This is a genomic window from Puniceibacterium antarcticum (assembly GCF_002760615.1).
Taxonomy (GTDB): domain Bacteria; phylum Pseudomonadota; class Alphaproteobacteria; order Rhodobacterales; family Rhodobacteraceae; genus Puniceibacterium; species Puniceibacterium antarcticum.
On sequence record NZ_AWWI01000064.1, the window covers coordinates 38,229 to 59,083 of the forward strand.

The 20,855-nt window shown below is 63.4% G+C and carries 23 protein-coding genes; 13 read left to right on the forward strand and 10 right to left on the reverse strand.

Annotated features, from left to right (window positions below):
* The first annotated feature begins 24 nt into the window (after positions 1-24).
* Positions 25-1,401, forward strand: coding sequence for a diguanylate cyclase (locus tag P775_RS09565; RefSeq protein ID WP_180287391.1), 1,377 nt, complete (start codon positions 25-27; stop codon positions 1,399-1,401).
* Between the two features lie 31 nt (positions 1,402-1,432).
* On the opposite strand, the gene P775_RS09570 is transcribed toward P775_RS09565, so the two are convergent.
* From P775_RS09570 to P775_RS09585, 4 genes are all read right to left on the reverse strand, one after another.
* Positions 1,433-1,918 carry a periplasmic heavy metal sensor gene (locus P775_RS09570; protein ID WP_180287392.1) on the reverse strand — a complete coding sequence of 162 codons (486 nt, stop codon included), beginning with the start codon at positions 1,916-1,918 and terminating at the stop codon, positions 1,433-1,435.
* Position 1,919: 1 nt separating this feature from the next.
* A complete protein-coding gene (locus tag P775_RS09575) occupies positions 1,920-2,270 on the reverse strand; it encodes a hypothetical protein (protein WP_099910785.1) in 351 nt (116 codons plus the stop codon).
* Positions 2,257-2,844, reverse strand: coding sequence for an RNA polymerase sigma factor (locus P775_RS09580; RefSeq protein ID WP_099910786.1), 588 nt, complete (start codon positions 2,842-2,844; stop codon positions 2,257-2,259). The genes P775_RS09575 and P775_RS09580 overlap by 14 nt, the downstream gene beginning before the upstream one ends.
* Positions 2,845-2,916: 72 nt before the next feature.
* Positions 2,917-3,501, reverse strand: a complete 585-nt coding sequence (locus P775_RS09585; RefSeq protein ID WP_143520859.1) for an EF-hand domain-containing protein — start codon at positions 3,499-3,501, stop codon at positions 2,917-2,919.
* Between the two features lie 173 nt (positions 3,502-3,674).
* On the opposite strand from P775_RS09585, the gene P775_RS09590 reads away from it, so the two are divergent.
* A complete protein-coding gene (locus tag P775_RS09590; protein ID WP_099910788.1) occupies positions 3,675-4,064 on the forward strand; it encodes a DUF983 domain-containing protein in 390 nt (129 codons plus the stop codon).
* Positions 4,065-4,087: 23 nt separating this feature from the next.
* A complete protein-coding gene (locus P775_RS09595; protein WP_099910870.1) occupies positions 4,088-4,807 on the forward strand; it encodes an NUDIX hydrolase in 720 nt (239 codons plus the stop codon).
* Positions 4,808-4,883: 76 nt separating this feature from the next.
* Here the strand turns inward: P775_RS09595 and P775_RS09600 are convergent, their stop codons facing one another.
* From P775_RS09600 to modB, 4 genes are all read right to left on the reverse strand, one after another.
* Positions 4,884-5,792, reverse strand: a complete 909-nt coding sequence (locus P775_RS09600; RefSeq protein ID WP_099910789.1) for a DMT family transporter — start codon at positions 5,790-5,792, stop codon at positions 4,884-4,886.
* Between the two features lie 201 nt (positions 5,793-5,993).
* On the reverse strand, positions 5,994-7,037 hold the full coding sequence (locus P775_RS09605; RefSeq protein ID WP_099910790.1) for an aldo/keto reductase: 1,044 nt from the start codon (positions 7,035-7,037) through the stop codon (positions 5,994-5,996).
* Positions 7,038-7,084: 47 nt separating this feature from the next.
* Complete coding sequence (modC, locus tag P775_RS09610) at positions 7,085-8,179, reverse strand: molybdenum ABC transporter ATP-binding protein (protein ID WP_099910791.1); 1,095 nt, start codon at positions 8,177-8,179, stop codon at positions 7,085-7,087.
* Positions 8,176-8,871 carry a molybdate ABC transporter permease subunit gene (modB, locus tag P775_RS09615; RefSeq protein ID WP_099910792.1) on the reverse strand — a complete coding sequence of 232 codons (696 nt, stop codon included), beginning with the start codon at positions 8,869-8,871 and terminating at the stop codon, positions 8,176-8,178. Before modB ends, modC begins: the two co-directional genes overlap by 4 nt.
* A 207-nt stretch (positions 8,872-9,078) precedes the next feature.
* On the opposite strand from modB, the gene P775_RS09620 reads away from it, so the two are divergent.
* Positions 9,079-9,540 carry a GNAT family N-acetyltransferase gene (locus tag P775_RS09620; protein WP_099910871.1) on the forward strand — a complete coding sequence of 154 codons (462 nt, stop codon included), beginning with the start codon at positions 9,079-9,081 and terminating at the stop codon, positions 9,538-9,540.
* Between the two features lie 68 nt (positions 9,541-9,608).
* Here P775_RS09620 and P775_RS09625 read toward each other — a convergent pair whose 3' ends face one another.
* Positions 9,609-10,466 (reverse strand): SDR family oxidoreductase, encoded by an 858-nt coding sequence (locus tag P775_RS09625; RefSeq protein WP_099910793.1) that lies wholly within the window; start codon positions 10,464-10,466, stop codon positions 9,609-9,611.
* Positions 10,467-10,568: 102 nt separating this feature from the next.
* On the opposite strand from P775_RS09625, the gene P775_RS09630 reads away from it, so the two are divergent.
* The 3 genes from P775_RS09630 to metG all read left to right on the forward strand — a co-directional run bounded on the left by P775_RS09630 (position 10,569) and on the right by metG (position 14,272).
* On the forward strand, positions 10,569-10,961 hold the full coding sequence (locus tag P775_RS09630) for a winged helix-turn-helix transcriptional regulator (protein ID WP_099910794.1): 393 nt from the start codon (positions 10,569-10,571) through the stop codon (positions 10,959-10,961).
* A gap of 240 nt (positions 10,962-11,201) precedes the next feature.
* The gene (locus tag P775_RS09635) at positions 11,202-12,425 is read left to right on the forward strand and encodes an MFS transporter (RefSeq protein WP_099910795.1); all 1,224 of its coding nucleotides are present in this window, start codon (positions 11,202-11,204) and stop codon (positions 12,423-12,425) included.
* Positions 12,426-12,559: 134 nt separating this feature from the next.
* Positions 12,560-14,272, forward strand: coding sequence for a methionine--tRNA ligase (gene metG, locus P775_RS09640; RefSeq protein WP_099910796.1), 1,713 nt, complete (start codon positions 12,560-12,562; stop codon positions 14,270-14,272).
* 137 nt (positions 14,273-14,409) lie between these two features.
* Here metG and P775_RS09645 read toward each other — a convergent pair whose 3' ends face one another.
* Complete coding sequence (locus P775_RS09645) at positions 14,410-14,838, reverse strand: FKBP-type peptidyl-prolyl cis-trans isomerase (protein WP_099910797.1); 429 nt, start codon at positions 14,836-14,838, stop codon at positions 14,410-14,412.
* Positions 14,839-15,118: 280 nt separating this feature from the next.
* Between P775_RS09645 and P775_RS09650 the strand changes: the two genes are divergently transcribed.
* From P775_RS09650 to P775_RS09675, 6 genes are all read left to right on the forward strand, one after another.
* Positions 15,119-15,802 (forward strand): haloacid dehalogenase type II, encoded by a 684-nt coding sequence (locus P775_RS09650; protein WP_099910798.1) that lies wholly within the window; start codon positions 15,119-15,121, stop codon positions 15,800-15,802.
* Entirely contained in the window at positions 15,802-16,623 is an 822-nt protein-coding gene (locus P775_RS09655; protein WP_099910799.1) for an alpha/beta fold hydrolase, read from the forward strand. Before P775_RS09650 ends, P775_RS09655 begins: the two co-directional genes overlap by 1 nt.
* 65 nt (positions 16,624-16,688) lie before the next feature.
* Positions 16,689-17,663, forward strand: coding sequence for a threonine ammonia-lyase (locus P775_RS09660; RefSeq protein WP_099910800.1), 975 nt, complete (start codon positions 16,689-16,691; stop codon positions 17,661-17,663).
* Positions 17,664-17,786: 123 nt separating this feature from the next.
* The gene (gene pcaD, locus P775_RS09665; protein ID WP_099910801.1) at positions 17,787-18,581 is read left to right on the forward strand and encodes a 3-oxoadipate enol-lactonase; all 795 of its coding nucleotides are present in this window, start codon (positions 17,787-17,789) and stop codon (positions 18,579-18,581) included.
* A 19-nt stretch (positions 18,582-18,600) separates the two neighbouring features.
* Positions 18,601-19,311: an alpha/beta fold hydrolase gene (locus P775_RS09670; RefSeq protein ID WP_099910802.1), complete on the forward strand. Its 711-nt coding sequence runs from the start codon at positions 18,601-18,603 to the stop codon at positions 19,309-19,311.
* 218 nt (positions 19,312-19,529) lie between these two features.
* Positions 19,530-20,855, forward strand: a complete 1,326-nt coding sequence (locus P775_RS09675; protein ID WP_099910803.1) for a lyase family protein — start codon at positions 19,530-19,532, stop codon at positions 20,853-20,855.

Sequence of the window (20,855 nt, forward strand, 5' to 3'; positions counted from 1 at the left end):
GTTATGAAAGGGTGGTTTTGCAGTATGACCGGCCGCATTCTGATCGTCGATGGCCTTCCAACGAACCGCATCATCCTGCGGGTGAAACTTGCGTCTGCCTACTATGAGGTGGCGCTTGCAGAAAGCGGGTCTTCGGCAATCGGCATGATCGCGGTGCGCCAACCTGATGCCGTGATCGTGTCGATGGACCTTCCTGATATGAGCGGACCAGAGCTTTGCGCCCGGATCAAGGCCAATCCGCTATGGTCCGAAGTGCCCGTCATCATGGTACATGGCGCGGACGAGACCGAAACCCGTATCGCGGCCCTGTCCGCTGGTGCAGATGATCTGCTGACACGTCCGATTGACGAACTTGTTCTGCTTGCCCGGCTGCGCAGCCTTCTGCGCGCCCGCGATGCCCAGGCCGAACTGCGATTGCGTGATGACACCCAGCGTGCCCTCGGCCTCGCCGAAGAGGGCGCGGGTTTTGTCGTTCCAGCCCGCGTTGCCGTTGTGCCCACCGGCCCGCATCGGATCCTGCAGCCACTGCTGAGGGATCTGCGCAGGGCGTTGCCCGACCACATCAATCTTGTCCCACTGGATTCAGTGCTTCGGGATCTCGACCAGCCTCCCGAAGTGGTGGTGATCCTCGAACATCCATCAAGCGAGGGCGAGGGGCTGAGCCTGCTCGCCAATCTGCGCGCCAGCACAGAAACGCGGCACGCCGCGATCCTTTACGTCACCTATCCGCATCAGCGGCACAGCGCGGCCTCTGCCCTTGACCTTGGGGCGAACGATCTGATGTGCTCTGGTCCCGAACCGCGCGAGATGGTGCTGCGCCTGCAAGAGCAAATTCGCCGCAAGCGGCATGTGGACCGTCTGCGTGACAATGTCCGTGACGGTTTGCGCGCCGCGCTGACCGATCCCCTGACGGGCCTGTTCAACCGGCGCTACGCCCTGCCCCACCTTGCGCGGATGGCGGAACGGGCCGCACAACAAAGGCGCCCCCTTGCTGTGATGGTCGCCGACCTCGATCACTTCAAGCGGGTAAATGACTGCCATGGTCATGCCGCCGGGGATGCGGTACTGACTGGTGTGGCCCGCGAGCTTGCCAACAACCTGCGCGCGGCGGATCTGCTGGCGCGGCTGGGCGGCGAAGAATTCCTGATCGCGATGCCCGACACCGACTGCGACAAGGCGCTGCAACTCGCCTCTCGGCTGTGCAAGCTCGTCGCATCGCACCCCATCCAGATCAACCCGAACGGGTTTCACTTGTCGCAGACTCTCAGCATCGGCATCGCCATTGCTCCGCCCACCAGAATAATTGCAATATCAGAACTGATTGCCATGGCAGACCGCGCGCTTTATTCTGCCAAGGCCGATGGCCGCAATCAGGCGTTGCTGGGGACCGAGGCGGCCTGATCCTGCAAATTGTCGACCAGCAGGCCCCGCATCACTCCCGATCCAGACGCCCCCAGCGCTTGTCCAGCCGATCAATCTGATCCGAAAGGCGCTGCGCATAGGCGGCGCGATCCTCGGGTGTCATGTTCGCCACGAAATCGACCATGACGCGCTGCCCGCCCAAAAACCGTTTCTGGGCACGTTCACTTTGCCGCTCCAGCACCGTCATCAGCGCCGACTGATCAAAAGGTTCAGCGCGCAGGGCGGCAACGGCCGCGCGGTAATCTTCGGTCACCTGCCCGCGCGCATCGCGGTGATCACGGAAATCGCGTCGCAGCGCGTCGCGCATATCCGCACGGTCGCCTTCGCTCAGAGCGCGGATATAGGGCATACCCTCGGGTCCCCCCTTTCCGCGCGCATCTTGGTCGTGCCGCCCACCGATCAGAGCAAAGCCGCCAATTGCGCCCACCAGCGCTAGGTTCAGCGCCAGAGAGACGATCAGCCCCCCCCTCAGCCAGCGTGTCTTTCCAAGATCCATATCAGCCCTCCAACATCGCATAGTCATATCCACTCACCGGATCGACATTCTGTATCACCGTTTGATCCTGCAATAGGGTCAGCATCAGATCCGGCGGGCTCACACCCATCCAAACTCCGGCACAGGTAGCGGCTGTCAGCCCCGCCACCGTGCGCCATCCGCCGAGAAAGCCCAGCAGATCACGCCAGGGTAATCTGCGCTCACGTGCGGTTGCCGTGGGCTGCAGACGCAGCGCATCCGCCTGAAGACGCGCCATGAAATCCCCCGAAGGCATCTCGTCCTCTTGCCGCGCCGCGTCGAAAAAGGCGGCCAGATCGTCGGCGCCGGATGAGTTCGTGTCATATGTCATCATGCAACCCCAGTTCCTCTCGCTGCCCCAGCAGCAGTGCTTCAAGTGCCCGTTTGCCCCGCGCGGTCAGGCTTTCGACTGCTCGCGTGCCCAAGGCCATGATCTGGCCAATCTCCGGATTGGCCAGACCTTCGATATGCCGCAGCACCACCGCTTGCCGCTGCCGCTCAGGCAACTGCATCAGCGCGGCCTGCAAGGCGTCCGCCCGAGCCCGCCGATGCATCGACGCCTCGACCGAAGGTCTGCCGTCAGCAATTTCCGGCACCGAGTCGAGGTCGGTGCCGCGCTGTTTGCGCAGCCGGTCTGTACACAGGTTCGCCGTGACCCGGTAAAGCCAGGTTGTCACCTTGGCCTCTCCCGTGCGCCAGTCCGGGGCGGTCCGCCAAAGGCGCAACAGCGCCTCTTGCGTGACATCTTCGGCCTCGGCGCGATCAGCCAGCAAGCGCTGCGCATGCGAAAACACCCGCGGCCCCAACCGCGCTGTCAGCGCTCGCGCCGCACTGGCATCGCCGCGCGCATAAAGCGCGAGCAAACGGTCGTCGTCATACTCGCTCATTGCGTCCAGGGGCATCATCATAACTCCAAAGCGCTACCTGCTCCGCCATTTTTGCGCAACGCCTGGCAAAAAACTCTGCCAGGCGCAATTGTTTCAACGCTTGTCGTGATCTTTGTGCGGGCCTTTACCGTGGTGGCCGCGCATCATCTTGGCTGCTTCGGCGAATTCCTTTTCGCTCAGGACACCATCGCTATTTTTGTCCAGACGCTTGAAAATCTGTGCAGGGTCACGACGGCCCCGTATCTCTTCCAGGCTCAGCATGCCGTCACCATCCTGGTCCATACGTTCGATCATCTTCGCATTGCGCTCGGCGATGCGTTCGGCAGCAGCAGCATTCATTTCCTCCACGCTCAGCATGCCGTCGCCATCGCTGTCCGCCTTGGCGAAACGCTCGGCGGCGCGGGCGGCCATTTCTTCCGGCGTCAGCTTGCCGTCTCCATTGCCATCAAAGGCGCCAAACATCATGCCACGATGCTCATCGTGATCGCCCGGCCCCGTGCCCTGCGCCTGTGCGGCGACTGCGGTCAGGCCCATGGCGGCAACCAGCGCTCCGGTAATCCAGTTTGTGGTTTTCATTGCAGTTTCTCCTTGTCCTGCCTCTTGACGACCAGTGCCCTTTTGGCCCCGGTTCTGCAGTGTCAAACGGCGGACGGCAGAGTTTCCGTCGCGGATCGGCAAGAAAATCACCAGACTGACAAATCAGGCAGGGCGCACAACGGCTAAAATATGATCCAAAATCCCCCACAGCTTTAGCCGCCAGACGCGACATCCAGACGCAAGGACAGTATGTACCCTTTCAAACGGCCCGCATGATGCCCCATGTAAGAGGAAAGCTGTACGCGAGGACAATTATGACCGACATTACCCAGCATCACGACGAGCGTCCAATGTGGCCCGCCGTGTGGAATGGTTGGCGCTGCCGCTGCCCCAACTGTGGCAACGGCCCGTTGCTGCGCGGCTATCTGACCATGCGCGACAGCTGCCCTGTCTGCCGGGAGGATTTTCAGCCCGCCCGCGCCGATGACGGACCCGCCTATCTGACAATTCTGATTGTGGGTCACGTGATGGCGCCGCTTCTGCTGATCGTTTTCACCACCTTCCGTCCCGATCCGCTGATCCTGTTCACAATCTTTGCCGTTGGCTGCGTCTCGCTTTCGCTCTATCTTCTGCCCCGACTGAAAGGGGTGATCGTGGCGATCCAATGGTCGCGCTTCATGCACGGCTTTTCACAGGCCGCATGATCCGCCCCCAGCAAGGGGCACAGATGCGCGCATTCAAAGACACCGTGACACCGGTCGACAAGGCTGAAATCCGCAACGCGGCCACGGTCATCCTGCTGCGCGACCGCGCCACACGGCCCCGCATCCTGATGGGGCAGCGTGGCGCTGCGGCAGCCTTCATGCCCAACAAGTTCGTCTTTCCCGGCGGCGCGGTGGACAACTCAGATGGGCAAATTCCTCTGGCCGCACCGCTGAGCGCCCTTTGCGCCAGACGCCTGTCAGAAGAGGCCTACCCCGATCTGGCACATGCATTGTCCGTGGCAGCGATCCGCGAGCTTTGGGAAGAAACCGGCCAGATCCTTGGGCAGCCTGGCGCCTGGCCCGGACATCCGCCCGCAGACTGGGCCGATTTTGCCGCCACCGGCCATGTTCCGCAAGCCGACCCGCTGCAGTTCGTGTTCCGTGCCATCACCCCGCCGGGCCGACCCCGCCGGTTCGATGCGCGTTTCTTTCTGGCGGATGCCGCGACACTCGCCTCCGATCCGGACGATTTTTCGGCAGCCTCGGATGAACTGAGTCTGCTGCAATGGATCGATCTGGACGAGGTACGCAATTTTGATCTGCCTTTCATCACCGAGGTCGTGCTGGCCGAGGTTGCCGCACGGGCGCGATCGGAAACGCCACCTGTGTCTGTTCCGTTCTTTCGCAACAATGACGAGGAGAGCCTGTTTCTGCGCCTGCGTGGCCATCCGATGCTGGACTGAATCGGCGCGTTTCAGGATGCGCCGCCCCCGTCCTGGGGACTCCACGGGGATATTTAAGGGCCGATGAAGGCGGGTATCAGGGTTCTATCACAACGATCAGTGCGAGGACCGATAGGGTGATAAAAGCGATACCAAGGAGTTCGCGGCGGCTGATTGTTTCGCGAAAGAACAGCACAGAGACGAAAAGCGAAAAGATCAGCTCGACCTGGCCAAGCGCCTGCACATAAGCGGCCTTTTGCAGTGTGTAGGCGGTAAACCAGCAAAGGCTGCCTGCCATTGAGGTGAGGCCGAGCCAGAGCGCCATCCGGCGCGCGGCCCAGACAGCCCTGATCTGGCCAGGTTCACGCAGCCGCAACCAAAGCGCCATAAAAATGGTCTGAGCCATGGTCACGCAGACCAGCGTGACACCGGCGCGCACCAGCGGATCGGCATGATCAATCTGAAGAGACGCCGCGCGGTAGCCCACGGCCGAAATGGCAAAAAAGAAGCCCGAGGCCAACCCCAGCGCCACGGCCCTGTTGCCTATTCGCCGCCAGAACGACATGCCGATCTGCCCCGCGTCCGACAGCAGCAGTACGCCCAAAAGGCCCACGGCAATGGCGATCCAGCCGCCAAGGCTGATACGCTCCCCGAGGATCAAGGCGGCGACAAGCGCAGTCTGGATCACCTCGGTCTTTTTGAAGGTGATGCCGACCGCAAAATTGCGCTGATGAAACAGCGCGACAACGCAGTTCGTTGCCAGGATCTGCCCCAAGGCGCCCGCCATGGCATAGGCCCAGAAGGCGCCGCCCAGCACAGGCGGCGAAATGCCCTGTGCCCATAGATACAGACCGACAAGGACCAGCGCACCCGGCGCCGCGAAGGCAAAGCGCGCAAATGTCGAACCTGTCGTGCTGAGACCGCCCATGTTCAGCACCTTGTGCAGCAAGAAGCGCAAGGTCTGAAAGACGGAGGCAGAGAGGGTTACAGCGATCCAGAGGTCCATGCGCCTCTATTGCCCGCCAGTCACGGTTTGGCCAGAGGGGATATGGTAGGTTTTTACAACCCGAATTCTGCAAACAAGTGTCCGCGTCACATCTGCACATCATCCTACAAAAACCGATCTTTTCTGGCCCCTTCATCTGCCCCCAAATATCCTCGGGGGAGCGCGAGGGGGCAGACAGCCCCCTCGTTCCGACAGTGCAAATCAGTACGGCATCGGATGCTCTTTGTGCACCTCATCAAGACGCACCAGCAGTTCGGGTGACAGAGTGACATCCTTGGCGCCCAGCAACCGCTCCAGCTGTTCGACCGTGGTCGCGCCAAAGATCGACGAGGCGACAAAGGGGCGACGCGCCGACCAGGCCAGCGCCATATGCACCGGGTCCATGGCGAACTCCTGCGCCACGGCCAGATAGGCATCGACCGCCAGAAACGCCCGGTCGGATTTGCGCCCGCCCAGATCGCCGTTGATCGCCATGCGCGACCCTTCGGGCAGCGCGCCGTTCTGATACTTGCCGGTCAGAAGACCCGCAGCCAAAGGCGAATACGGCAGCAGGCTCACATCCTCATTCACCATCAGCTCGGCCAGATCGGTATCGGCCAGACGGCACATCAGCGAATATTCGTTCTGAAGCGCGGCAACGCGCGGCGTGCCCGTCTCTTCGGCCACTTTCAGCCACATCGCCGTGCCCCAGGCGCTTTCGTTGGACAGGCCGAAATGCCGGATCGTGCCACGCTGGACCTCGTCCTTCAGCGCGCCCAGCGCGTCGTGCATGTGCTGCAGGGTCGACACCTTGTCCTGCCCTGAAGGGTCAAAGCTCCAGTTCTTGCGGAACATATAGGAGCCGCGATTGGGCCAGTGAAACTGATAAAGGTCGATGACATCGGTCTTGAGCCGCTTCAGCGATGCCTCGATACAGCCGGGGATGGTGTCGGACGAAATCGGCGCACCGTCGCGCACGAACCCCTGATCCGCGCCGGAATGCTTGGTCGCAAGGATCCAGTCATTGCGCCGCCCGGTAGCCGCAAACCAGTTGCCGATGATCTGTTCGGACAGGCCCACCGTTTCGGCCTTGACCGGGTTGACCGGATACATCTCGGCCGTGTCCATGAAATTGATACCGGCGTCATAGGCCATGGCGATCTGGCTGTGGGCGACGGTTTCATTGGTCTGGTTGCCAAAGGTCATCGTGCCAAGGCACAGCTCGGACACCATCAGGCCGGTACGGCCCAGCGGATTCATCTTCATATCGGGAACCTTTCGTTCTGCGTTGCGGCGTAAAATAGCCACGCAGGTCAGCTCTGCAAGCCCAGACCGATATCCGTCTGCGCCACCGCCACCGATTTCAGCACTGCAAAACAGGCGCTGCCTGTTTGCAGGCCAAGCGCATCGGCAGAGCGCCGGGTGATCCGCGCCAGCAGCGTGTCATTGCCCGCGCGCAACTGCACGATCACCCCCGGCCCGTCGCCGCGCCGCAGGCTCAGAACCTCGACCGGCAGAATGTTCAGCGCCGAAATGCCGGTGGGCCGAGTGATCGCCAGCATCACATCCTGCGCCAGAATGCGCACCCGCAACTCTGATCCGATAGCTGCCTCGACCTCGGGCAGGCACAAAACGCCGCCGGAAAACTGCAGCTCTGTCACCCCGTCATCGGAATGGCGCAGCACCCGCGCTTGCAGAACCGCGCCCGCATCGCGCACCCCCATCACCCGCACCATGCCCGGATCGGCAAGCAGCGCACCCGCGGGTCCCGCCTGCAGCACGCGCCCCTCCTCCATCACGACCACATGGGTGGCCAGCCGGGCGACCTCTGACACATTGTGGCTGACATACAGGATCGGCACACCGGCTTCGGTGCGCAGGCGTTCGAGATAGGGGAGGATCTCGGCCTTGCGTGCGCCGTCCAGCGCGGCAAGCGGTTCATCCATCAGCAGCATCACTGGATCGGCCAGCAGTGCGCGCCCGATGGCCACCCTTTGCGCCTCTCCGCCCGACAGCGCGCCGGGCTGACGATCCAGCAAGGCACCGACGCCCAGCAGATCAACCACCCGCTTCAGCCCCTCCTCAGACCGGTTGCCGCCAACACGCCTTGCATACAGCAGGTTCTGTCGTACGGTGAGATGCGGAAACAATCGCCCCTCTTGGAACACATAGCCCATCCGCCGTTTGTGAACTGGCACATAATTCCCCTGCCGACTGTCAAAGAGCACCTGATCTGCGACCACGATCCGCCCTTGGGACGGCGTCAGCAATCCCGCCACGGCATTCACCACAGATGTCTTGCCCGACCCGGATCGGCCGAACAGCACGGTCACACCGTCGGGGGCGTCAAATTGAACGTCCAGACGGAAAGCGCCCAAGGAATGGCGGATATCGACAGACAGGCTCATCGTCCGGAAATCCTGCGTGCGACGCGCCGCGCGAACCATTCCGACAGCAGCAGCGCCCCCATGGCGAGCGTGACCGAAACCACGACCAGCCGCATAGCCGCCTCCTCTCCCCCCGGTACCTGCAGAAAGGCATAGATGGCCGAGGGAACAGTGCGCGTCTGTCCAGGAATACTCGACACAAAGGTGATGGTCGCGCCAAATTCCCCCATCGCCTTGGCAAAGGCCAGTACCGCCCCCGCAATTATCCCCGGCGCGATCAGCGGTAACGTCACGGTGGCAAAGACCTTCCAGCGTGACGCGCCAAGCGTGGCTGCCGCCTGTTCCAGCTTTGGGTCCACCGCCTCAATCGCAAGGCGCATGGCACGTACCATCAGCGGCAAGGCCATGATCGCTGCCGCCAGCGCTGCCCCCGTCCAACGAAACGCCAGCACGATGCCGAACCACTCCTCCAGAAGTCCCCCCACCGGCCCGCGCCGCCCGAAGGTCAGCAGCAACAGATAACCGGTGACCACAGGCGGCAGGATCAACGGCAGATGCACCAGACCGTTCAGCACCTGCCGCCCCGGGAATCGTCCTCGCGCCAGAAGCAACGCCAGACCAAGGCCAAACGGCAAAGAGGCCAGCGTCGCCCAGAACGCAACCTTCAGCGACAGCGCTACCGCCTGCCATTCCTCGGGGCCCAGAAAGTCCATGCTCTTGGCTGTAACCTACTCTGCGGGCAGGACAAAGCCGTGTTGTTGCAGGATCTCTCCAGTTTTGCTTCCGCGCAACCAATCCAAACTGGCATGCCTGCCCCAAAAACAACGGTGCGCTCCTGCCCCAATGGTCTTAAAACGATGCGAAATGCCACGGTCGGGGTCCGGTCAAGCGTTCTGCAAGCAAAACGAATAGAGGTGAAGATGAAAATCAGAGATGCAATCGCCACGGACGCGGCACAGATCAGCGCCTTTTTGCAAGAGCTGACCGCTCTGGGCAAACGCACCAACCGCAGCGATGAGGATTTTGTTCTGAGCAGTTACATCAACGGCCCGACCAAGGTGAAATGTGCCGTGGCCGAGGATGCGGATGGCACGATCCTTGGGCTTCAGAGCCTGTCCCGCGCGACCGAGGACAACATCTACGGTGTCACCCCCGGCTGGGGAATCATCGGCACCCATGTCAGCCCCGAGGCCGCACGGCGCGGTGTAGGCCGCGCCCTGTTCGCCGCCAACCGGCAGGCCGCGCAGGACGCAGGTCTCGACAAGATCGACGCCAGCATCGGCGAGAGTAATGCCGAAGGGCTTGGCTATTACGAGGCGATGGGCTTTCGCACCTATCGCACACCGCCGGGCAAGATCTGCAAATGCTTTGATCTGACCTGAAGCGGCGCATTCCATCGCAAAACAGGGTGCCCAAGGGCACCCTGCACACTTGTTAAGACCCCCTGGCCTCAGGCCTTCAGCGTCGCCGCGACGAAATCCGCCAGCGGCGTGGTGGGCCGCCCGATCAGCTTGGCCAGATCGCCGCTGTCGCCATACAGCCCGCCCTTGGCCAGCCCGGCATCGGAATCGGCCAGCATCTCGGCCAGCCCCTCCGGCAGGCCGAATTCCTTGAGCTTCGCGGCATAGACCTCTTGCGGCATGTCCACATAGGCGACCTCTTTGCCCGATTGCGCGGCAATTTCGGCGGCCAGTCCGGACATGGTGAACCCAACGTCCCCGGCCAGCTCATAAACCGTGCCCGGCGCGATATCGTCGCGGGTCAGCACAACCGCTGCGGCCTCGGCGTAATCCTTGCGGCTCGCGGCCGACACCCGACCCTCCTGCGCCGCGCCCAGAACGGCGCCATGCTCCAGCGCCATGCCCACGGCGGATTCGTAATTCTCAAGATACCAGCCGTTGCGCAGCAGCACGACCTCTAGCCCCGATGCCGCCAGCGCCGCCTCGGTCGCGCGGTGTTCTTCCCCCAGCATCAGAACCGACTGCGGCGCGCCAAGGAGGCTGGTATAGACGATCCGTGTGACACCCGCCGCCTTGGCCGCGTCGATCACTGCCTGATGCTGCGGCACGCGCTTGCCGACTTCGGACGAGGAGATCAGCAACACGGTCTCAACCCCGGCAAAAGCAGCCGCAAGCGTTTCGGGGCGATCATAATCGGCCTCGCGCACGGCAACGCCCAGTGCCGCCAGATCTTTGGCAGCCTCGGGGCGACGCACAGCGGCGACGATGGTTTCGGCCTTCGTGCGCTCCAGCAAAGCCGTGATGACATGACGGCCCAGCTGGCCTGTGGCACCTGTAACAGCAATCATTTTGGTCTCTCCTTGTGAATTCCAGTGACACCACCCAGATAAACATGGTACAAACGAAAAGTAAGTACGCACATAAATGTTAGTTTTGGGAAAGTCCCACCAATGCCCTATCACTCCGCCGAACCCGTCTCTGACCTGCTGCGCCGGGGCGAGGTGCTGTCAGCCAAATGCCCCTCGCGCGAGATCCTGAGGCATGTGACCAGCCGCTGGGGCGTGCTTATCCTGATCGTGCTGCAGGACGGCACGCTGCGGTTTTCCGACCTGCGCCGCAAGATCGGCGGAATAAGCGAACGCATGCTGGCCCAGTCGCTGCAGGCGCTTGAGGCAGACGGCTTCGTCAACCGGGTCTCGCATCCGGTGGTACCGCCGCATGTGGAATATTCCCTGACCCCGTTGGGGCAGGAAGTTTCGGTCAAGGTGGCGGACCTTGCCGACTGGATCGAGGTCAGCATGCCCCGCCTGATGGCCACGAAACGCCCCGCGACCGACGCCTAAAGCGTCCCGCCTTAAACGTGACTCGCGTGTTCGCTGCCTGTCGGCTGCGCCTCCAAAGCGAAAAGCGACGAGTGTGTTTCAGGTGAAAGGCGGGATGCTCTAAAGCGCGAGATGGACAGGCACGCCTGCCCCACCTGCCCGCTGAAGGCAGGGCCCGGAGGACACACCCCACGCCCTAAAACGACACGAAAGGTCGCAACCCGTCTCGACAGAGCCGCCACGCCATGACCTAAGGTCCTCATGCGCCTGCCCCTTTCCTTTGTGGCCCTCTTTTTGTCGGTCATCCTTCTGCAATTGTCCTCGGGCGCGCTTGGCCCTCTGGACGCGCTGTCCGGCTTTGCCCTGCACTTCTCGACCGCTGAAATCGGCATGCTCGGCTCGGCGCATTTCCTCGGCTTCTTCATCGGCTGCTGGTTCGCGCCGCGCCTGATGGGCTCGATCGGCCATTCACGCGCCTTCGCCGCCTTCACCGCCGTTGGCGCCATCGGGCTGATCGGGCATATGCTGATCCTGAACCCCTATGCCTGGGCGCTGATGCGCATCGCCTCGGGCCTCTGCATCGCCGGCTGCTACACGGTGATCGAGGCCTGGATGCAGGCCGAGGTGACCAATGAAACCCGGGGCCGCGCCATGGGGTCCTACCGCGTGGCGGATATGGGCGCGTCGCTGGTGGCGCAGCTGCTGATCGGCGTGCTCGATCCCGCGCATTACGTCAGCTACAACCTGCTGGCGCTGCTGTGCTGTGCCGCCCTGCTGCCGCTGACGCTGACCACCTCGAAACAACCCGACACCCCCGCCGCCCCGCGCCTGCGCCCCCGCCTGGCTTTGGACCGCTCGCCTCTGGCCGCCGCCGGGGTGATCGTGGCGGCCCTCTCCTCGGCCAGCTTCCGCATGGTGGGGCCGATCTACGGTCAGGGCGTCGGGCTTGAAGTCGACCAGATCGCCTGGTTCCTCGCGGCCTTTGTCCTTGGCGGGGCGCTGTCCCAATACCCCGTGGGCTGGCTCGCGGACAAATTCGACCGCCGTCTGGTGCTGATCTGGCTCTCGGTCGCGGCGATTCTCAGCTGCGCGCTCACCGCCTCGCTCAGCAACCTGCCCACCATCGGCATCATGCTCACGGCGACGATCTTCGGCCTCACCACCTTTCCGATCTTCTCGGTCGCCTCGGCCCATGCCCATGACTTTGCCGACAGCTCTGAACGGGTCGAACTCTCCGCCGCGCTGATGTTCTGGTACGCCGTCGGCGCCATCGCCGCGCCCTACGTGGCCTCCCTGCTGATGAACGCCTATGGCCCCCCGGCCCTCTTCATCCTGATCGCCCTCGGCCACGCCGTCCTTGTCGTCTTCGGACTGTTTCGCATGCGCGCCCGCCCCTCGGCCCGCCCGCGCACGCCCTACGTCTACGCCCCGCGCACCAGCTTCCTCATCGGCCGCCTCATGGCCCGCGCCCGCGACCGGCGCTGACACCCCCCTTCACCTGTCCCTAAATATCCTCGGGGGAGCGCGAGGGGGCAGACAGCCCCCTCGTTCCCGCCACTGGCCACGCCGCGCAACATCCGTTAAGGCACACCAAATCCTGACATCAGCGGAAGCAAAGCATGGCACGCCACCTCATCACCTCCGCGATCCCCTATATCAACGGGATCAAGCACCTCGGAAACCTCGTCGGCTCGCAGCTGCCCGCCGACCTCTATGCCCGCTACAAACGCGCGCGCGGCGATGAGGTCCTGTTCCTCTGCGCAACGGACGAACACGGCACCCCCGCCGAACTCGCCGCCGCCAAGGCAGGCAAGCCGGTCGCCGAATATTGCGCCGAAATGCACGATGTGCAGGCCGAAATCGCCAAGGGCTTCCGCCTCAGCTTTGATCACTTCGGCCGCTCCTCCTCGCCCCAGAACCACGTGCTGACCCAGCATTTCGCCGGCGTGCTCTATGACAATGGCCTGATCCGCGAAGTGTCCGAAACCCAGATGTATTCGCCCACCGACGGGCGCTACCTGCCCGACCGGTATATCGAAGGCACCTGCCCCAACTGCGGCTTCGACTCGGCGCGCGGCGATCAGTGCGACAATTGCACCAAACAGCTCGACCCGGTCGATCTTATCAATCCGCACAGCACGATCTCGGGCGCCACAGACCTGCAGATGCGCGAGACCAAGCATCTCTACTTGCGCCAGTCCGAAATGAAGGTCCAGATCGAGGCCTGGATTGATTCCAAGACCGACTGGCCCATCCTCACCACCTCCATCGCCAAGAAATGGCTGACCGATGGTGACGGCTTGCAGGACCGTGGCATCACCCGGGACCTCGACTGGGGTGTGGCGGTGAAACGCGGCACCGAGGATTGGCCGGGCATGGAGGGCAAAGTCTTTTACGTCTGGTTCGACGCCCCCATCGAATACATTGCCTGCGCGCAGGAATGGCAAGAGGCCGGAAAAGGGACAGACTGGGAACGCTGGTGGCGCACCGACAAGGGCGCCGAGGATGTCCGCTACACCCAGTTCATGGGCAAGGACAACGTGCCCTTCCACACCCTGTCCTTCCCGGTCACAATCCTCGGCTCGGGTGAGCCTTGGAAGCTGGTCGATTACATCAAATCGTTCAACTACCTGAACTATGAAGGCGGCCAGTTCTCCACCTCGCGCGGGCGCGGCGTCTTCATGGATCAGGCGCTGGAAATCCTGCCGTCGGATTACTGGCGCTGGTGGCTGCTCAGCCATGCGCCCGAAAGCTCGGATGCCGAATTCACCTGGGAAAATTTCCAGACCGCGGTGAACAAGGACCTTGCCGATGTGCTGGGCAACTTCGCCAGCCGCGTGACCAAATTCTGCCGTTCGAAATTCTCCGAGGCCGTGCCCGCAGGCGGCACCATGGGCCCGCGCGAAGAACAGCTGATCGCAGATATCACCACGCGCCTCGCCGACTACCAGACCCAGATGGACGGGATCGAGGTCCGCAAGGCCGCCGCCGCCCTGCGCGCCCTCTGGGTGCTTGGAAATGAATACCTGCAAGAGGTCGCGCCCTGGACCACGATCAAGACTGATCCGGAGCAGGCGGCCATGCAAACGCGTCTCGGCCTGAACCTGATCCGGCTCTACGGTGTGGTCTCCTCGCCCTTTATCCCCGATGCCGCCGCGCAGCTGCTCGCGGATCTCAACGCCTCTGACGCGCAATGGCCCGCTGACATCGCCACGGAACTCACGGCCCTGCCCGAAGGCCATGCCTTCACCGTCCCCGAGGTCACGTTCCGCAAGATCACCGATGACGAACGCGCAGACTGGCAAAGCCGCTTCTCCGGCATCCGCAGCTAAAGCGTGTTGCGTTAAATCCAATTCATCCGCCAGCCTGACCGCAGCGCCAAACAAAAATGCCGGACCCCGCAGGGCCCGGCATTTTTTAATCAAACCGGCGTGGCCAAAGGCCACTCCATCAGATCAAGCCCGACAGATCAGGCGATTTCGACCAGCTCGATGGCAAAGGTCAGATCCTTGCCCGCCAGCGGGTGGTTCGCATCCAGCGTCACTTCGGCCTCGGTCACGTCCACAACCGTCACCGGCATCACTTCGCCCGTGGGTGTCTGCACCTGCAGCTGCGTGCCCAGATCCAGCGGGATGTCTGCCGGGATTTCGGTGCGCGGCACAGCCTGACGCGCCTCGGGGTTGAGCTGGCCATAGGCCTCGTCCGCCACGATCGCGACGGTCTTCTTCTCACCGATGCTCATGCCGGGCATCGCCTTGTCGAGACCGGGAATGATCTGCCCGGACCCTACGGTAAATTCCAGCGGATCACGGCCCGCCGAGCTGTCGAATGTGGTGCCGTCGTTCAGTGTGCCGGTGTAATGAATGCGTACAGTGTCGCCTGCTTTGACTTCTGTCATCTGAAAATCCTGTCATGTCTGGAAAGGTTACTTTGCGAGGCCGCGTCCAGCGCGGGTGCTCATGCTCATCCCCCAACTTAGGGGTCGCCCGCGGAAATTGCAAACAGAAGCCCGCCAAAACACCTGTAAAAGCGCGATATCAGACAGTTTCAGCCCCTTTTTTCCACCTTACCGACACCCAGAACCACCGGCCCGGCCCAGCAAACCGGGACCTATTTCGCCCTTTCCCCGGATGCCCCGGCATGACAATCTGCCGCTGACGCGACGCCAAGGAGACCCGATGGCCATCACCACCTGCATCTTCGACGCCTATGGCACGCTGTTCGATGTCGCCTCCGCCGCCCGGTTGGCCGCGGGCGAGCCGGGCCGCGACGCGCTGGCCGGATGCTGGAAGGCCCTTTCCGAGGACTGGCGCCTCAAGCAGCTGCAATACACATGGCTGCGCGCGATCACGGGCGAGCACGGCCCGTTCTGGACAGTGACGCAGGACGGGCTCGACTGGGCGCTGGAACGCCACGGCCTCGACGGTGACCCGGAACTGCGCGAACGCCTGCTCGCGCTCTACTGGGAACTCGCCGCCTATCCCGAGGTTGCTCAGATGCTCGCCACGCTCAAGGCCCGGGGCAAGACCTGCGCCATCCTGTCCAACGGCAATCCTGACATGCTAGACGGCGCCGTAGACAGCGCCGGGATCGAACTCTGGCTCGATGCCGTGCTGTCTGCCGAAACCGTGCAGATCTTCAAACCTGCCGCCCGGGTCTACGACCTCGTCGGCCAGCGCTTCGGCTGTTCACGTGAAGAGGTGCTTTTCATCTCTTCCAACGGCTGGGATGTGTCCGGTGCTGCGCGCTATGGCTTCACCACCGCCTGGGTCAACCGGTCGGGTGACCCGGTCGACAGGCTGCCACATCGCCCGGCGCACATCCTCAAGGACCTTGTCACAATACCGGATCTTGCAAACTGATGCCCACGTTCACCACATCCGACCACGTCACCCTGCATTACGCAGACGAGGGCACGGGCCTCCCCCTGCTCTGCCTTGCCGGCCTGACGCGGGATCTGCATGATTTTGATCACGTTGCCCCGCATCTCACCGGCGTGCGCCTGATCCGGCTCGACTACCGTGGGCGCGGCCTGTCCGAATGGGCGGACCCCGACACCTACACCATCCCCGTCGAGGCGCGCGATACGCTCGAACTGCTCGACCATCTTGGCATCGAAAAGGCCGCGATCCTTGGCACCTCGCGCGGCGGGCTGATCGCCATGATGCTGGCCGCCACCGCCAATGACCGCCTGTTGGGCGCCGCCCTCAACGACATCGGCCCCGAGATCGCGACCAAAGGCCTCGATTTCATCAAGACCTACCTTGGCCGCAATCCGCCTTGGAAAACCTGGGACGAGGCGGCGCAGGCCCGCGCAAACACTCATGACGGCTTTGACAACGTGCCGCTGACCCGCTGGCGGGAAGAGGCCGAAAGGCTCTACCGCGAAACCCCCGAGGGGCTGGTCATCCGCTACGATTCCCGCCTGCGCGACGCCGTGCTGAACTCCGGCGCCCAGCCCGCGCCGGACCTCTGGCCGGTGTTCGATGCCCTTGACGGCCTGCCGCTCTGCACCCTGCGCGGCGCGAATTCCAATCTGCTCACACCCGAGACATTTGCCGAGATGCAGCGCCGCCGCCCCGACATGATCGCCGCCGAAGTCGCAGACCGTGGCCACATCCCGTTTCTCGATGAACCACAGGCGCTCAAGGCCCTCACGGACTGGCTCAAACGGCTGCCCTGAAACCGGCCTCCTTCGCTTCTTCTCTTCACAAATACGCAAAATCCACCCTCCCCAAGAGCACCGCCATGAACATCGACATGATCAACGCCGCCGCCCAGCGCCTTCAGGGCCACGTCCGCCGCACGCCCCTGCTCTCCTCTCCGTTTCTGGACGAGATTGCAGGCCGCAAGGTCTTCGTGAAACCCGAATGCCTGCAGCACACCGGCAGCTTCAAGTTCCGGGGCGGCTGGTCGGCCGTCTCCGCCCTCGCGCCTGAGGTCCGGGCCAAAGGCGTCATCGCCTTCTCCTCGGGCAACCATGCCCAGGGCGTGGCCCTCGCCGCGCGGGAACATGGGGTTCCGGCGGTGATCATCATGCCGTCGGACGCACCCCGCATGAAGATCGACAACACCCGCGCCCTCGGCGCCGAAGTGGTGCTTTATGACCGCGCGGGCGAGGATCGCGATGCCATCGGCGCACGGCTCTCGGCGGAACGCGGCCTGACCCTGATCAAACCCTTTGACGAACCGCAGGTCATCGCCGGGCAAGGCACAACCGGCCTCGAAATCGCCGAAGACGCCGCCGCCCTCGGCATCAAAAATGCCGATGTGCTCGTCTGTTGCGGCGGCGGCGGGCTGACCTCCGGCATTGCCCTCGCGCTCGAGGCCCGCGCCCCCACCCTGCGCGTGCGCCCCGCCGAGCCCGAAGGATTTGACGACGTGGCGCGCTCCCTTGCCTCGGGGCAGATCGAGCGCAACGCCCGCACCTCGGGCAGCCTCTGCGATGCGATCATCACGCCCCAGCCCGGCAACATCACCTTTCCGATTCTGCAGCGGCTCTGCGGCCCCGGTCTGGTGGTCAGCGAAGACGAGGCACTGCACGCCATGTCCCTCGCCTTTGCCCGGCTCAAGATCGTCGCCGAACCCGGCGGCGCCGTAGCCCTTGCCGCCGCGCTGTTCCTCGCCGATCAGATCAAGGGCGAGGCCGTCATCGCCATCGTCTCGGGGGGCAATGTCGACGGCGACATCTTTGCCCAGGCCTTGCAACGTTTCCCGGCCTGACCGTCCCCCACCACCGCCAAGAGTTTTTACAAAACTCTTGGCAAAACTTTTCTGAAAAGTTTTGCACCGCCCACACCAAACCCGGCCAAAATTCGCACCCACAGCCGACAGGAGCGCCCGCTCATGCACATCGCCAATCTCGACGACATCCGCCTGCACCACCGGATCGACGGCGACCCGGACGGTGCCCCGGTGGTCTTTTCCAATTCGCTTGGCACAGACCTGCGGCTCTGGGATCAGATCATACCTCTGCTTCCCAAGGGGTTGAAATTCATCCGCTACGACATGCGCGGCCATGGCCTGTCCGACTGCCCGCCCGCGCCCTATGGCATGGGCGCGCTGGTCTCGGATGTTGAAAAGCTGATGGACCATCTCGGGGTGCGGGACGCCGTCTTTGTCGGCCTGTCCATCGGCGGCATGATTGCCCAGGGGCTGGCGGCCAAGCGGCTTGATCTGATCCGCGCCCTTGTGCTGTCGAACACAGGCGCCCGGATCGGCAACCGCGACATGTGGCAGGACCGGATTGACGCCGTGCGGGCGGGCGGCATCGAGGCCCTGTCCGAGGCGACCCTGCAGCGCTGGTTTTCGGCTGCCTTCCGTGCGTCCGACGCCTTCAACGGCTGGCGCAACATGCTGATCCGCCAGCCGGTCGAGGGTTATATCGGCTGCTCCGCCGCGATCTCGGGCACCGATTTCATGACGACCACCGCCGCCCTGCGCCTGCCGACCCTTGGCATCGCGGGCTCCGAGGATGGATCGACCCCGCCCGATCTGGTGCGCGAAACCCTCGATCTGATCCCGGGCGCCGAATTTGCCCTCATCCGCGGCGCAGGCCATCTGCCCTGTGTCGAGCAGCCCGAGGCCTATGCCCGGATCCTGACCGATTTCATCACCCGTCAGGGCCACGCAACTCTCTGACCCCGGACCGGAGCTGCCCATGTCCCATTTCCTGATGATCCACGGATCCTGCCACGGTGCCTGGTGCTGGCGCGATCTGCTGCCGGAACTGCACGCCCTCGGCCACACGGCGCAGGCCATCGACTTGCCTGCCCATGGGCAGGACCAAACCCCGGCGGCCGAGGCCACGCTTGATCGCTATGCACGGGCAATCCTTGGGGCTCTGGACGCGCCCACAATCGTCGTCGGCCATTCGATGGGGGGCTTCCCGATCAGCCGGGCCGCAGATATCGACTCCCACCACATCCAGCGCCTGATCTATCTCTGCGCCTATGTGCCCTGGGACGATCACACCCTGGTCGAAATGCGCCTGCGCGCGCCGCGTCAGCCGATCATGAAAGCGATCCGAAAATCCGAAGACGGGTCAACGTTCGCCATTCTGCCAGAGCATGCGCGCGAGGTTTTCTATCACGACTGCCCCGACGCCGCCGTCGAATATGCCCTCGCAAACCTCTGTGCCGAACCGACCTTGCCGCAAGCCACCAAAGTCACTCTGGGCGCGGCTTATAAATCCGTCCCCCGCAGCTATATCCTGTGTGAGCAGGACAGCGCGATTCCGTCGGAATTCCAGCAGACAATGGCCGGGTACTTCGCGCCCGAAGACGTGGTGCGGATGAACACCTCTCATTCGCCGTTCTTTGCAGCCCCGGCAGAGCTGGCGCAACATCTGGATCAGATCGCCAAAGGCTGAGCGGCCAGAAGTACAGCTTCCTGTCTGGCGACAATCTCGCTTTTGCGTAATTGAAAGGGGAGGACGCCGCACAAAAGAGTCCGCCCGCGACTGAACCTCTCAGATGCCGGACGGCGCAGCACCGTTCAGTTCGCGAAACCCTATAGGCTTGGCCACTATCACTCGAACGGCGCTGCTCCTATAATGAGCACAATCACACAAAGACCCAAGGACTCTTCATGCCCGCCTCGCCTTTCGACAGCGCCCATCTGAGCAAACTCTTTGATACCGGGGAAGCCGCCCGCCTGTTTTCGGACAGTGCCGAGATCCGTGCCATGCTGCTGGTCGAAGGCGCGCTGGCCAAGGTGCAGGGCGCGGCCGGTCTGATCCCCGAGCTCAGCGCCAAGGCGATCCACCGGGCCACGCTGGAAATTCAACTCGACCCTTCCGGTCTGGCCCAGGCGACTGGCCAGAACGGTGTCTCTGTCCCCGCCCTTGTTGCCGCCTTCCGCGGGCTGATGCAGGCACCGGAACATGCGCAATATCTGCATTGGGGCGCGACCTCTCAGGATATTCTCGACACGGGCCTGATGCTGCGGCTGCGGCAAGTGCTGGCGCTGTACGACAGCGGGCTTGAAGCAACGCTCAAGTGCCTTGCCACTCTGGCACAGGGTCATGCCGCCACCCCGATGGCGGCCCGCACCTATGGCCAACACGCCACACCCACCAGCTTTGGCGCAACTGTCGCCGCCTGGGGCTGGCCGCTTTTGACCTTGCGGCAAGAGCTCCGCCAGATCCGCGCAGATGGCCTGCCAGTCTCGCTCTCTGGGGCGTCGGGAACTGCAAGCGAACTGGGGCCGGATGTCCCTGCCCTGCGGGCCGCGCTGGCGCAGGCCCTCGGCCTTTCTGATCCCGGGCGCAGCTGGCACAGCGACCGCAGCGTGATCCTGCGCCTTGCCGCATGGATCACACGCACCACAACTGCGCTGGGAAAGATGGGCGAAGATCTGCTGTTGCTGACCCAGTCCGGACTGGGAGAAGTGCGGCTGGGCGGGGTGGGCGGATCTTCGACCATGCCGCAGAAACAGAACCCGGTGGCGCCTTCGGTCCTTGTTGCCCTGTCGCATCATGCCATCGGCCTGAACGCAACCCTGCAGGGCGCAGGACTGCACCGCCAGCAGCGGGACGGCGCCGCCTGGTTCACCGAATGGCTCACCCTTCCGTCGCTCTGCCTCTGCCTTGCCTCGGCACTGACCCATACTCAGCGTCTGTCCAAAACTGTGACCCCCGATGCAGGGGCGATGCGCGCCACGCTCGACAACGCCCAGGGCCTGCTCGCCGCAGAGGCGCTTTCCTTTGCCCTGACCGCCCGCATGTCGCGCCCCGAGGCCCAGGCCGCAGTCAAGCAACTCTGCGAGGAAGTCATTGCCAATCGCACGCATCTGCGTGACGCGGCAGAGGCCCGCTGGCCCGACCTGCCGGTGAGTGTATTCGAATATGCCACACAGATGGGCCAGGCCCCGCAAGAGGCGCGCGACTTCGCCACCGCTGTGCACGCGCTGTGA